This is a genomic window from Oceanibaculum pacificum, from assembly GCF_001618175.1.
Lineage (GTDB): Bacteria > Pseudomonadota > Alphaproteobacteria > Oceanibaculales > Oceanibaculaceae > Oceanibaculum > Oceanibaculum pacificum.
Genome location: NZ_LPXN01000172.1, coordinates 1 through 13,716, shown reverse-complemented (window position 1 = coordinate 13,716; position 13,716 = coordinate 1). Strand labels below are relative to the sequence as shown.

The window sequence follows — 13,716 nt, the reverse complement described above, 5'->3', positions numbered from 1 at the left end:
CCCTCATGCTGAGGAGCCCTCGCAAGAGGGCGTCTCGAAGCATAGGGCGGCAGGGGCTCGACCTTATTGTTCCTATTTTGTTCTTATGCTACAAGGCCGAGTCCCAGCCCCAGCGAAGGTTCGGACGATGCTGCCCCGCGTGCCCTATCTGAAATGGCTGTTTCTCGACCTGAACGCCTATTTCGCCAGCGTCGAGCAGCAGGAGAAGCCGGCCCTGCGCGGCCGGCCGGTTGGCGTCATTCCGCTGCAATCGGAGGGCACCTGCCTGATTGCCGCCAGCTACGAGGCGAAGGCGTTCGGCATTAAGACCGGCACGTCGGTGCGCGAGGCGCGCCAGCTCTGCCCCGGCATCGTGCTGGTGCCGGCGCGGCACGAGATTTATGTCGAGTATCATCACCGGATTCTGGAGGAGATCGACCGCCACATCCCGGTCGCCCATGTCGGCTCCATCGACGAGGTGGATTGCGAGCTGCTCGGCCCGCAGCGCGAGCGCGCGGCGGCGATCGATCTCGCCCGGCGCATCAAGCGCGGCATCCTGGAGACTGTCGGCGAGTGCCTGCGCTGCTCGGTCGGCATCGCGCCCAACCGGTTCGGCGCCAAGGTCGCCAGCGACATGCAGAAGCCCGACGGGCTGGTGGTGATCGAGCCGGGCGAGCTGCCGGACCGGCTGTTCGGCCTGCAATTGCGCGACCTCACCGGCATCGGCTTCAACATGGAGCGGCGGCTGAACGCGGCGGGCATTTACACGGTGCGCGAACTGGCCGCGCTGGAGCCGAAGCATGCGCGCAAAATCTGGGGCAGCGTCGCCGGGGAGCGGTTCTGGTACGGGCTGCACGGCGTCGATATCCCGGAGACGCCGACCGAGCGCGGCAGCATCGGCCATGGCCGCATCCTGCCGCCGGCCCTGCGCCCGCCGGCGCAGGCGCGCCAGGTCGCCCGGCGGCTGCTGGCCAAGGCGGCGGTGCGGCTGCGGCGCTATGGCTGCACCGCGCGGGCCCTGGTGCTGAGCGTGAAGCTGGAGAATGGCGGCCGCTGGGGCGGCGAGACGCGCTTCGCGCCGACGCAGGACAGCGTGCCGCTGCTGGACGCGCTCGACCGGCTCTGGGCCGGCTTCGAGGTCGATCACCGCGTCCGGCTGAAGCAGGTGGCGATCACCCTGCTGGGCCTGGCCCCGGTCGAGGCCTATATGCCCGACCTGTTCGCCGCCGCCGATCCCGCCTGGCGCGCCCGCCAGGACCGTCTCGCCCGGCTGTCCGGCGTGATGGACGGGCTGAACCACCGCTTCGGCGCCGATACGGTGATGCTCGGCGTTCTGCCCTCCGTCGGCCTGGAATATGCCGGCGCCAAGGTCGCCTTCAACCGCATTCCGGATAGGATCGAATTCACCGAGTAGGCCGCGGCGTCACGCCTCGGCCGCCCGCAGCTCGCCGAGCGACTGGCGCAGGATGCGGATGGCGGAGTTCAGGAACAGGGCGGCCATCAGGCCGGCGACGATCAGGTCCGGCCAGGCGCTGCCGGTGCCGAACACGCCCAGCGCCGCGACGCAGACCAGCACATTGCCGATGGCGTCGTTGCGCGAACATTGCCACACCGAGGCGACGTTGGCATCGCCCTCGCGCCAGCGATACAGCAGCACGGCGCTGCCGACATTGGCGGCCAGCGCCAGCAGGCCGATGGCGCCCATGGTGATCGGCTCCGGCGGCGCGCCGCTGAAAGCCCGCCACACCGCCACGCCCAGCACGCCCGCACCCAGCAGCCCCAGGCTGGTTCCCTTGGCGAAAGCGACCCTGGCGCGCACCGAGGCCGCCTTGCCGATGGCCCAGAAGGAGATGCCGTAGGTGGCGGCGTCCATCGCGAAATCCAGCGAATCGGCATAGAGCGAAACCGAGCCGGCAACCGCACCGGCGGCGACCTCGATCACGAACATCGCCGCATTGATCGCCAGCACCAGCAGCAGGATGCGGCGATAGGCCGGGGAGGCGCCGTCGAACGCCGGTTCGTGCGAATGCCCCCCTGCGTGAGCGTGGGATGCATGGCCGTGGGATGCGTGATTGTGGGAATGGCCGCAGCGGGCGGACATGGCGCTCTCCTCTTGCAACGCGGAAATCGGCGTCGCATCTAAGATGAGAGCTACAGTGGTTTGAGCTTCAAGAGGGAAAAATGGCCAGCTACGGAATCCGTGAAATCGCCCGCGAGGCCGGCTGCAACGAGCAGACCGTGCGCTGGTACGAGGAGCAGGGCCTGCTGCCGCCTGTCGCCCGCACCGGGGGCGGCCAGCGCCGCTATAGCGAGCGGCACCGCCAGCACCTGAATTTCCTGCGCCATGCGCGCGAGCTGGGCTTCTCGCTCGACGCCATAAGGGAGTTGCTGACGCTGTATCAGGCCCCGGACAGGGCCTGCGCGGCGGCCGACGAGATCGCCGCGCGGCAGCTTGGCGAGGTGCGGCGCAAGATCCAGCGTTTGCAGCGGCTGGAGACCGAGCTTGCCCGCATGCTGGCGGCTTGCGAGGGTGGGCGGATCGCCGATTGCCGGGTCATCGAAACCCTGGCCGACCATAGCCACGCGCATTGCCTGAGCGAGGACCACGCCGCCTGATTGGCGGTTGGCGACGGATAAACGGATTTGATTAACTTTTTATTCAGCACTTCCTTGCAGCATTGGTTCGTTATCCGCCGCCGGCATCTATATGGTCTCTGATCGTTTCTCTTTTCCGTTCGAAGGATAATACCGATGCGGGTATCCGACGCCGGGATGCACAGACTCCCCGGCACCATAGCGCCATCGCCGCCAGCCCTGTGGCTGCTCGGCCTGCAAAATGCGCAGATGGTGTCGGCCTTCATCATTGCGATGCTGCTGCTGACGGCGGCGGGCGGGGTCTATCTTTCCGGCGGCACCAAGACGGCGATGCCGCATCTGTTCTATCTGCCGGTCATTGTCGCCTCCTTCCTCATGGGGTTACGCGGCGGATTGATCACCGGGGTGCTGGCGGGCCTGGCCTGCGGCCCGTTCATGCCGCTGGACACCTTGCTGGGTACCCCGCAGACATCGATCAACTGGCTGACGCGGATGGGTTATTTCGTGCTGGCCGGCGGGTTGGCCGGCTCCTTCAGCACGGTGCTGACCAAGCAGCTTCAGGATTTACGGCACGCCGCGTTCCGCAATCCGGTGACCGGCCTGCCGAACCGCGCCGCCTTCGAGGAGCAGATGGAACGCGCGCTGCGAATCGCCGATGCGCGCAACCAGCAAGTGACGCTGATCAAGGTCCGCGTCACCCAGATGGAGCCCATTCTCTCCACCTTCGGCTACGACCAGGCCGACACGCTGCTGCACATGCTGGCGGAGCGGTTGCATGCCGTCATGCCGTTCAACGCCAAGCTCTATTATCTGGGGCCGGGCCACTTCGCGGTGATCCTGCCCAGCAGCGGGAATCCCGGCGGCAAGGGGGATAGCGAAAAGGAAAAGGCAATCTCGGTCGTCATGAACATGCTGGACGAGGTGCGCCAGCCGGTGCTGCTGGAGGATATTCCGGTGGCCGTCAGCGGCCATTCGGGCATTGCGTGCTATCCCGCGCATGGCGACGATGTGCTGACGCTGACGCGCGCGGCGTCGCAGGCGACGGATCGGGCGGTCGACCGCGATCATGACTTCGCCTTCTTCGATCCGGCCTCGGAAAATGATTATCGCGACCGGGTGCTGCTGCTGTCCGACCTGCGCGAGGCGCCGCGCCGGAATGAGCTTGAGCTGCATTACCAGCCGCTGCTCGATCTGCAGAGCGGCCGGTGCGTCGGGGCGGAGGCGCTGATCCGCTGGCAACATCCGACTCGCGGCATGGTCCCGCCCACCGACTTTATCCCGCTGGCCGAGACGACGGGCTTGATTGGCCCGCTGTCGCGCTGGGTGGCCCGCCAGGGGCTGGAGCATCTGGCCGGCTGGCACAAGGCGGGGCTGGACGTGCATCTGTCGATCAACATGTCGGCGCGCGACCTGGAGAATACGTCGCTGCTGGAGGAGATCGACCTGCTGTTGCGCCAGCACGGCCTGTCGCCGCAGGCCCTGACGCTGGAAGTGACGGAAAGCGCGGTCATCGATTCCCAGCGTTCCTGTTTTGCCTTATTGCGCCGGCTGATCGCGCGGGGCTATGGCGTGGCGATTGACGATTTCGGCGTCGGGCAATCCTCGCTGGCCTATCTGCGCGATCTGCCGGCGACGATCCTGAAGCTGGATCGCGGCTTCTGCACCGCGCTGGCCGACGATCCGCGCCAGCAGCGCATCGTGCGCGCCACGGTGGACATGGCGCACGAGTTCGGCATGCAGGTCATCGCCGAGGGCATCGAGAACGAGAATGTCTACAGCCAGCTCCAGGCGCTGGGATGCGATCAGGGCCAGGGCTATCTGATGTGCCGGCCCCTGCCCGAGGCAAATTTCCGCGACTGGCTGGCGAATCGGGCTTAACGCCGTTTTCCTGCCGCCGGCCGCCAGATCGTACTTGCGGGGAAGCGGCTAAAACATTACCGCTAGCGCTTGCCCTGGCGTCGTCCGGCTGGACTCTGCGAAGCAGATCGCTAATGTCTCGCCTGACGCTACGTAGTGGCGCGCGCAGGACCGTGACCATGCCGCGCACCGGCCCGCAGCCCTCTTTGGAGAATCACCACCGTGACTGGCACCGACACGCTGAAAACCCGCAATACGCTGAAGATCGATGGCGACGAATACGACTATTACAGCCTGAAGGCGGCCGAGAGCGTCATCGGCGACGTCTCGCGCCTGCCCATGTCGCTGAAGGTGCTGCTGGAAAACCTGCTGCGCTACGAGGATGGGCGCACGGTCAGCGTTGACGATGTGAAGGCGATGGGCCAGTGGCTGAAGGATAAGCGTTCCGATCGCGAGATCGCCTATCGCCCGGCCCGCGTGCTGATGCAGGATTTCACCGGCGTGCCGGCCGTGGTCGATCTGGCGGCGATGCGTGATGCGGTGGCGGCGATGGGCGGCGATCCGCGCAGCATCAACCCGCTGTCGCCGGTCGATCTGGTGATCGACCATTCGGTGATGGTCGACAGCTTCGGCTCGATGCTGTCGTTCGACGAGAATGTCGATTACGAGTTCAAGCGCAATGGCGAGCGTTACGCCTTCCTGCGCTGGGGCCAGAAGGCGTTCGACAATTTCCGCGTCGTGCCGCCGGGGACCGGCATCTGCCATCAGGTGAATCTGGAATATCTGTCGCAGGTCGTCTGGACCGGCAGCGACGGCAACCGCACGGTCGCCTATCCCGACACGCTGGTCGGCACCGACAGCCACACCACCATGGTGAACGGCCTGGCCGTGCTGGGCTGGGGCGTCGGCGGCATCGAGGCCGAGGCGGCGATGCTGGGCCAGCCGGTCTCCATGCTGATTCCGGAGGTTGTCGGCTTCAAATTCACCGGCAAGCTGCGCGAGGGCATGACCGCGACCGACCTGGTGCTGACCGTCACCCAGATGCTGCGCAAGCGCGGCGTGGTCGGCAAGTTCGTGGAATTCTACGGCGCCGGCCTCGATAATCTCTCGCTGGCGGACCGCGCCACCATCGCCAATATGGCGCCGGAATACGGGGCCACCTGCGGCTTCTTCCCGATCGACAAGGAGACGCTGCGCTACCTCACCTTCACCAGCCGCGACACCAAGCGCATCAAGCTGGTCGAGGCCTATGCCAAGGCGCAGGGCATGTGGCGCGACGAGACCTCGCCGGATCCCATCTTCACCGACACGTTGGAGTTGGACCTGGATACGGTGCAGCCCTCACTGGCCGGCCCGAAGCGTCCGCAGGACCGCGTGCTGCTGTCCGACGCCGCCCCGTCCTTCGCCAAGGCGGCGGCCGAGATCGGCGCCAGCGGCAAGAAGATGCCGGTGAAGGGCGCCGATTACGCCATCGAGGACGGCCATGTCGTCATCGCCGCCATCACCAGCTGCACCAACACCTCCAACCCTTCGGTGCTGGTCGCTGCCGGCCTGGTGGCCCAGAAGGCGCTGGAAAAGGGCCTGAAGGCGAAGCCCTGGGTGAAGACCTCGCTGGCCCCCGGCTCCCAGGTGGTCACCGATTATCTGGAGGCCGCCGGCCTGCAGAAGCCGCTGAACGATATTGGCTTCAACCTGGTCGGCTATGGCTGCACCACCTGCATCGGCAATTCCGGCCCGCTGCCCGACGCCATCGCCGCGGCGATCGACGAGGGCGACGTGCTGGCCTGCTCCGTGCTGTCGGGCAACCGCAATTTCGAGGGCCGGGTGCATCCGCAGGTGAAGGCGAACTACCTCGCCTCGCCGCCGCTGGTGGTGGCCTACGCCATCGCCGGCAGCCTGAATGTCGATTTGTCCAAGGACGCGCTGGGCACCGGCGCCGATGGCAAGCCGGTCTATCTGAAGGATATCTGGCCGTCGAACCAGGAAATCCAGGCCACCATCGAGAAGTCGCTGACCGCCGAGATGTTCAAGCGGCGCTACTCGAACGTGTTCGAGGGTCCGGAACAGTGGCGCGCCATCGATACCGCCGAAGGCCTGACTTACGATTGGGACGACAAGTCGACCTACGTGAAGAACCCGCCTTACTTCCAGGGCATGTCGCCGAAGGCCGAGGGCGGCTTCTCGAATGTGGGCGGCGCGCGCATCCTGGCTCTGCTGGGCGATTCGATCACCACCGACCATATTTCCCCGGCCGGTTCGATCAAGAAGGACAGCCCGGCCGGCAGCTACCTCATGGAGCACGGCGTGACGCCGGCGGAGTTCAACTCCTACGGCGCGCGGCGCGGCAATCATGAAATCATGATGCGCGGCACCTTCGCCAATATCCGCCTGAAGAACGAGGCGGCGGTGAACACCCAGGGCGGCTTCGCCAAGCATGTGCCGTCGGGCCAGGTCATGTCGATCTACGACGCCTCGATGAAGTACCAGGCCGAAGGCACGCCGCTGGTCGTCGTCGCCGGCAAGGAATATGGCACCGGCTCCTCGCGCGACTGGGCGGCCAAGGGCACCAACCTGCTGGGCATCAAGGCCGTGTTGGCGGAAAGCTTCGAGCGTATCCACCGCTCCAACCTGGTCGGCATGGGCGTGCTGCCGCTGCAATTTACCAATGGCGACACCCGCCAGAGCCTGGGGCTGACCGGCGACGAGCAGATCGACATTTCCGGCATCGGCGCGGGCATCACCCCGCGCATGGATGTGCCGGTGACGATCCGCTATGCCGACGGGCGCACCAAGCAGATCACCGCGCTGTGCCGCATCGATACCGCCGACGAAGTGGAATATTTCCGCAATGGCGGCATCCTGCATTATGTGCTGCGCAACATGGTGTCCGCCGCCTGATTTCCATAGCGGCCGGAACATACACAGAGGGCGCCGGTTATGCCGGCGCCCTCTTTCTTTTTGCATTGCGGCATTCGCGGCTTGGCGATCGGGGGCCGCGTTCACATTTGTTTAAGCTCCACCGCTTAAAGTGCGGCGGGCAACCCTTAAAAGGACAGGTCGACATTCTCCTTCATTTGGCCCTTCTGCATCTATATGCTACCAACCCTGGTGGCCAGGGGGGACGAGTGTTGTGAATTTTCCTGCATCCGCGATGAAACTCCTGACCGTCGAACACAGCACCATCTATCGCTACCGCCGCCCGGTTCAGTTCGGTGAGCACCGGCTGATGTTCCGTCCGCGCGACAGTCACGACATGCGGCTGATTTCAACCGGCCTGCGCATTACGCCGCATGCCGATATCCGCTGGCTGCACGACGTGTTCAACAATTCCATCGCCATCGCCACCTTCGACGCGCCGGGCGAGCGGCTGGAATTCACCAGCACCATCACGCTGGAGCATTACGGTGCGTCCTATCCGGATTTGAACATCGAGCCGCACGCCGCCATCTTCCCCTTCACCTATGCTGGCGACGAGATGGCCGATCTGGGCCGCACGGTCGAGCGTCATTACGACGATCCCGAGCATAAGGTGCTGAACTGGGCGCGGCGCTTCCTGAATCCCAGCGGGCCGACCCTGACCTACGAAATGCTGATCGCCATGACCGAGGCGGTTAAGCGCGATTTCCGCTATGGCCGGCGCTACGACATCGGCACGCAGGATCCGGTGGAGACGCTGGACACCCGCGAGGGCACCTGCCGCGACTTCGCCCTGCTGATGATGGAGGCGGTGCGCAGCCTGGGCCTGGCCGCGCGCTTCGTGTCGGGCTATCTGTACGATCCGGCCCTGGATGGCGGCGGCGACAGCATGGTCGGCGCCGGCGATACCCATGCCTGGGTGCAGGTCTATCTACCCGGGGCGGGCTGGGTGGAATTCGACCCGACCAACGGGCTGATCGGCGGCGCCAATTTGGTGCGCGTCGCGGTGGCGCGCGATCCCTCGCAGGCGATTCCGCTGCAAGGCACCTTCATCGGCAATGCCGAAGATTTCCTGGATATGCAGGTGAAGGTCAACGTCACCACCCGGCAGCGCGGCACGCTGGCCCGCGCCGGCTGATGACTCAGCCATCCTGCGCTGGAACAGTCCAGAACTGATTAGCCCTGGCGCGGCAATGTCCGCTCCGGCGGGAAGCGGATCGTGGCGACAGTGCCGGCGCCGGGCTTGCTGCTGATGTGCAGCAGGCCGCCATGCATCTCGATCAGCGATTTGGTCAGCGGCAGCCCCAGCCCGGTGCCGGAATATCTGCGTTGCAGGCTGCTGTCGATCTGGGTGAAGGGCTGCATCGCCTTCGCCAGCTCCGCTTCGTTCATGCCGATGCCATTGTCGCTGACGCTGAGCAGCAGACAGCCATCCCGCAGCGCTGTCTCGATCCGCACCACGCCGTCGCGGGGGGTGAATTTTATCGCGTTGGAGCCGAGATTGAGCAGCGCCTGCTTCAAGCGCTGGCGGTCGCCGCGCAGGAGCGGCAGTTCCGGCTGCAACGCCGTCTCGATCCGCACGCCGGCATCCTCGGCCTTCGGCATCAGCAGCCGGCAGCAGGAGGCGACGATATCGTCCAGCGGCAGGGTTTCCTCGATCAGCTCGATCTTGCCGGCCTCCGCCTTCGACAGATCGAGGATATCGTTGATGATGCGCAGCAAATGCGCGCCGCTATCGCCGATATCGCAGACATAATCCTTGTAGCGCGCGTCGCCTAGCGGCCCGAACAGCTCGTCGCGCAGAATCTCGGAAAAGCCGATGACGGCGTTCAGCGGCGTGCGCAGCTCGTGGCTCATATTGGCCAGGAATTCGCTCTTGGCCCGGTTGGCCGCCTCCGCCCGCTCCTTGGCCTCGTAAAGCTGCAACTCGGTGACCTTGCGCGCCGTGATGTCGGTCAGCGAACCGACCATGCGCGTCACCCCGCCCGCGTCGCGCAGGCTGGAGCCGCGGTCGAACACCCAGCGATAATCCCCATCGTCTCCGCGCACCCGGTATTCGCAGTCGTAATGCAGGCGCTCGCCGCGCATATGCCCGTCCCAGGCGGCCTGATAGCGCGCCTTGTCGTGCGGGTGCAGCCGCTCCGTCCAATGGGCGCGCGGGATGACGGCGGGATTGCCCTGCAGCCCCGCCACCTCGCGCAGCCGGGGCGAAATGAACAGCACGTCGCCCTGGTTCGCCATCCACTCCCAGATGCCCTCGTTGGAGCCGGCCAGCACCATGGCGTAGCGTTCCTCGCTATGCTGCAAGGCGCGCTCGGCCAGCTTGCGCTCGGTAATGTCCTGGGCGCCGCCGATGATGCGTATCACCGCCCCGCTGTCGGGATCGAGCTCCGGCCTGGTATAGACGCTGACCCAGCGGACCGAACCATCCTTGGCGAGCAGGCGGAATTCGGTGGCCACCACCTCGCCTTCCATCAGCCGCCGCTTGCGCTGGCGCAGCAATGGCAGATCGTCGGGATGGGCGGAATTGCCCCACCATGTGCCGCTGACCTTCGGGTCCAGCACCGGCACCTGCGACCCGCCGAGCGTGCCGGTCACCCATTCCATCTCCGCCGTGCCGTCGGCCGTGACCCGGTAGGAATAGACCAGATCCGACGTCAGCTCCGAAATCATCCGGTAGCGATACTCGCTGTCGCGGATCGCCTGCTCTGCCTGGCGGCGGCCGGTAATGTCGCGCCCGACGCCGCGATAGCCCACCGGCCGACCCTGCGAATCCAGGATCGGCCGGCCGGAGGCCTGCACCCAGATCGTCTCGCCCTTCTTGCTGAGGAAGGAATATTCGTGATCCAGGAAGGGCTCGCCCCGGTCCATATAGGCCTGCACCGTGTCCAGAAACTCCCGGCCGACGCCGATGCTGGACAGCAGATCGTGCCGCGTCTGGCCGATCAGCGTGTCCTGCGACCAGCCGGCATGGCCGAACGGGCCGCTCATGGTGCGGAAGGAGACATAGGTGTAACGCTGGTCCATGTCGGTTTCCCAGAACCAGTCGGCGCTGATCTCCGCAAAATCCCGGAACCGCTCCTCGCTCGCGCGCAGCTTCTGGGCCGCCTCGTAGCGGTCGGTGATGTCGGCGTAGATGGTGACGAACCCGCCATCGGGCAGCGGCGTGCCGGTGATCTCCAGCACCGTGCCGTTCGGCCGGATGCGGTTGAACCGGTGCGGCTCCGCCTTGCGGGCCAGCGCCACCCGTTCGGCCACCTGGGCGTCTACATCGCCCGGCCCGTATTCTCCTTGCTCGGCATTATATCGAACGAATGCCTCGAACGGATCGCCGCGCTTGAAGCGATCGGGCGGGAATTCCAGCAATTCCAGGAAACGCTGGTTGTAGCTGGCGACCCGCAGGTCGCGGTCGACGATGGTGATGCCTTCCGCCACCGTGTCGAAGGTGGCGCGCAGCAAGGCGGCGTTGCGATCCGCCTCGGCCTGGGTATCCATCGGGCCGGTGATGTCGGTGCCGGTGCCGCGATAGCCGCGAAACCGGCCTTCCTCGTCATGCAGCGGGTTCGCGCTGATGCGGAAATAGCGGCGGCCATGGATGGCGTCGACGACAGGATAGACGAAATCGCGGATCGGCCGCCTGGCCTCGGTATCCGCCAAATGGCGGCGCCAGAGCGGATGGTTCGGATCGCCGCCCAGCAATTTCACCATCGGCTGGCCGATCACCGCGCCGGCATGGCCGCCGATCACGTCCAGGCCTTTTTCCGAGATCATGGTGAGGCGATGGGTCTCGTCGGTCTCCCAGATCCAGTCGGCGGCAATGTCCAGGAAATCGCGCAGCCGCCTTTCGGCATCGCGCAACCTGGCCCGCAACAGGGCATTGTCCGCCGCCAGTTGCAGCCGCGTGTCCTGTTGCTCGGCCTCGGTTGCTGCTTTCGGCGTTTCGTCGCGTCTCATCACCCCTCACAGGACCGGTGTCGCGCCGATCCTTAGTCCCCGATCAGGGTGATGTCCAACAGGTTAACAAAAGCTTTAAATCAGGGCAGGGATATGCTCGACGCCAATTTCAGAATAATTCCAGAGCGGGCATTCCCATAGCCCGGCTTCATTAAAGTTTGCGCCGCATTCTTGCCAGCTGCCGTGAAGCGGCCACACATGCCGCAAAATGTCATAAACCGGCCGCAAACCCGCCTGACAACTGCCCAAACATGGTTAACGCCTAAGGCATCGCTCTTGCCGCGATTCGAAGGCTATCACCGCCCGCCTCGGCGGGCCTGTTCATGGGGGGTAAGGATACCGATGTTGGATTTGCTGCGCCGCCGAAAGGCAAACCGCAATGAGGGGGACGCGGCGCCGGACGGCTCTACCGCCGACACCCAGCCGACCTCCCCTCAAGATCAGCCGACCTCCACCAGCCCCGCCGGCGGCACGCCGGCGCCCGTTCAGTTAAAGGATCGCAGCATGGATACCAGGAAGCCCGGAACCACGACCTTCAACCCCGACATCAACCGCCGCCCCGGGGGACTTGCGGGCGGGGTGCCGGGAAGCTCGACCACCTACGGCATGCCGGCCAGCCAGGCGTCCCAGGAAGGCAGCAAGCTTATCGTCGGCAAGGATATCCAGCTGAAGGGCGAAATCACCGCCTGCGACACGCTGGTGGTGGAGGGCCGCGTCGAGGCCTCGATGGACAGCCGGATGATCCAGGTTGCCGAAAGCGGCCTGTTCAGCGGCGAGGCGGGCGTGGACACGGCGGAGATCGCTGGCCGCTTCGAGGGCAAGCTGACGGCCCGCGAGCGGCTGATCGTGCGTTCGACCGGCAAGGTGACCGGCAATGTGCGCTATGGCCGCATCGAGATCGAGGATGGCGGCGAGATCGCCGGCGACATCATGGTGCTGAGCGCCAAGGACAAGCCGAAACTAGCCGAAGCGCCGAAACCGGCGGTCGGCTCCGGCGGAACCTCGGCGGGGGCGTCCGCTTCGTCAGCCCCATCGCCGTCCGCGAGCGCTTCCACGGGCGCTTCCACGGGCAGCGACAGCAGCGCCGCATCGCCCGCGAAGGCGGTCGGCGGCAACTAAGCGATATGTCCGGGGGAATGGTGGAGCCGAGGGGAATCGAACCCCTGACCTCTAGAGTGCGATTCTAGCGCTCTCCCAACTGAGCTACGGCCCCGCCGGTGGGAAGCGGCGATATAAGGGGCAACCCGCACCCCTGTCAAGGGCGACCCGCTGGCCCTGGCGAAATTCCGCTGCGGGTGCATGAAGAGAAACCGGCCCCTTCCGGGTGGGCCGGTTTTTCATGGTCGACATTCCAGCGGTGATGCAACAAAGGAATGCCTATATGCTTTCATATATGCAGTCATAAGCCGCAATTCGGGCTGCCTGCCCGGCACGACACAACCCGGCAAAGGAGTGGGGACCATGAGCTTCCGCAACATCCTGATTCCAATCGAGGAGAGCGCCCTTCTGGAATCGATGCTGGACTCCGGGCTGGCGACAGCCCGGCGCTTCAACAGCAATATGGAGGGCATGCCGATCCGCCGCGCCCTGCTGGAAGTGGTGGCGGTGGGACCGGACGGCTTTGTCGGCGCGACCGCCCATCTGGTGGAGGATTTCGAGCGCGACGAGACGCAGCGCGCCAGCCGGTGCCGGGAAAAATTCTTCGACTTCATGCGCGCCCACAATGTGCCGCTGGTCGACCCGACGGCCATCGGCGACAGCGTCTCGGCCACCTGGAACGAGCAGAGCGCGCCGGGCGACGCCATGGTCGGCAATCGCGGCCGGCTGTTCGACCTCATCGTCGTCGGCCGCCCGGCCCGCGACGCCAGCACGCCGCGCATGAGCACGCTGGAGGCCGGCCTGTTCGACAGCGGCCGCCCGCTGCTGATCGCTCCGCCGACGCCGCCGGCCACGCTGGGCGACACCATCGTCATCGCCTGGAACGGCAGCACCGAGACGGCGCGCACCATCGCCTTCGCCAACGGCTTTCTGCGCCACGCCAAGAAGGTGGTGGTGCTGTCGGTCGAGGGCGCCATGGTGCCCGGCCCGACCGGGGCCGAGCTGGCGCAATACCTGGCGCGCAAGGGTATTCCGGCCGAGCATAAGGATATCCTCAATCCCGACAAGCCGGCCGGCGAGGTGATGTTGCGCGAAGCCACGGCGCTGGGCGCCGATCTGCTGGTGAAGGGCGGCTACACCCAAAGCCGCGTGCGCCAGATGATCTTCGGCGGCGCCACCAGCCATATCCTCGCCAACGCCGAACTGCCGATCTTCATGGCGCATTGAGGCCCTGCAAAGAACGCCCCGCCAAGAACGCCCTGCCGGGAGCGCCCCTAAGCTCGCCACCTTCTCCCACCGTCACCCCCGGCACAAGGC

Annotated in this window: 9 protein-coding genes and 1 tRNA gene; 7 read left to right on the top strand and 3 right to left on the bottom strand. The window is 65.8% G+C overall.

What is annotated here, in order from left to right:
• The first annotated feature begins 127 nt into the window (after positions 1 to 127).
• Positions 128 to 1,393 (top strand): Y-family DNA polymerase, encoded by a 1,266-nt coding sequence (locus AUP43_RS17990; protein ID WP_067560272.1) that lies wholly within the window; start codon positions 128 to 130, stop codon positions 1,391 to 1,393.
• A 9-nt stretch (positions 1,394 to 1,402) separates the two neighbouring features.
• Here the strand turns inward: AUP43_RS17990 and AUP43_RS17985 are convergent, their stop codons facing one another.
• Positions 1,403 to 2,080, bottom strand: coding sequence for a cation transporter (locus AUP43_RS17985; RefSeq protein ID WP_067560270.1), 678 nt, complete (start codon positions 2,078 to 2,080; stop codon positions 1,403 to 1,405).
• Positions 2,081 to 2,160: 80 nt separating this feature from the next.
• On the opposite strand from AUP43_RS17985, the gene AUP43_RS17980 reads away from it, so the two are divergent.
• The 4 genes from AUP43_RS17980 to AUP43_RS17965 all read left to right on the top strand — a co-directional run bounded on the left by AUP43_RS17980 (position 2,161) and on the right by AUP43_RS17965 (position 8,485).
• Entirely contained in the window at positions 2,161 to 2,595 is a 435-nt protein-coding gene (locus AUP43_RS17980; RefSeq protein ID WP_067560269.1) for a MerR family transcriptional regulator, read from the top strand.
• A gap of 135 nt (positions 2,596 to 2,730) precedes the next feature.
• Positions 2,731 to 4,452 carry a putative bifunctional diguanylate cyclase/phosphodiesterase gene (locus AUP43_RS17975; RefSeq protein WP_067560267.1) on the top strand — a complete coding sequence of 574 codons (1,722 nt, stop codon included), beginning with the start codon at positions 2,731 to 2,733 and terminating at the stop codon, positions 4,450 to 4,452.
• A gap of 192 nt (positions 4,453 to 4,644) precedes the next feature.
• On the top strand, positions 4,645 to 7,329 hold the full coding sequence (gene acnA / locus AUP43_RS17970; protein WP_067560265.1) for an aconitate hydratase AcnA: 2,685 nt from the start codon (positions 4,645 to 4,647) through the stop codon (positions 7,327 to 7,329).
• Positions 7,330 to 7,582: 253 nt separating this feature from the next.
• Positions 7,583 to 8,485, top strand: a complete 903-nt coding sequence (locus AUP43_RS17965) for a transglutaminase family protein (RefSeq protein ID WP_067560263.1) — start codon at positions 7,583 to 7,585, stop codon at positions 8,483 to 8,485.
• 38 nt (positions 8,486 to 8,523) lie between these two features.
• Here the strand turns inward: AUP43_RS17965 and AUP43_RS17960 are convergent, their stop codons facing one another.
• Positions 8,524 to 11,301 (bottom strand): PAS domain S-box protein, encoded by a 2,778-nt coding sequence (locus AUP43_RS17960; RefSeq protein WP_067560261.1) that lies wholly within the window; start codon positions 11,299 to 11,301, stop codon positions 8,524 to 8,526.
• Between the two features lie 504 nt (positions 11,302 to 11,805).
• Here AUP43_RS17960 and AUP43_RS17955 point away from each other — a divergent pair.
• Positions 11,806 to 12,420, top strand: coding sequence for a bactofilin family protein (locus AUP43_RS17955; protein ID WP_084462908.1), 615 nt, complete (start codon positions 11,806 to 11,808; stop codon positions 12,418 to 12,420).
• Positions 12,421 to 12,438: 18 nt separating this feature from the next.
• Here the strand turns inward: AUP43_RS17955 and AUP43_RS17950 are convergent.
• Positions 12,439 to 12,514: transfer RNA gene (locus tag AUP43_RS17950), tRNA-Ala, on the bottom strand.
• A gap of 248 nt (positions 12,515 to 12,762) precedes the next feature.
• Between AUP43_RS17950 and AUP43_RS17945 the strand changes: the two genes are divergently transcribed.
• A complete protein-coding gene (locus AUP43_RS17945; protein ID WP_067560258.1) occupies positions 12,763 to 13,626 on the top strand; it encodes a universal stress protein in 864 nt (287 codons plus the stop codon).
• The last annotated feature ends 90 nt before the right edge of the window (positions 13,627 to 13,716 follow it).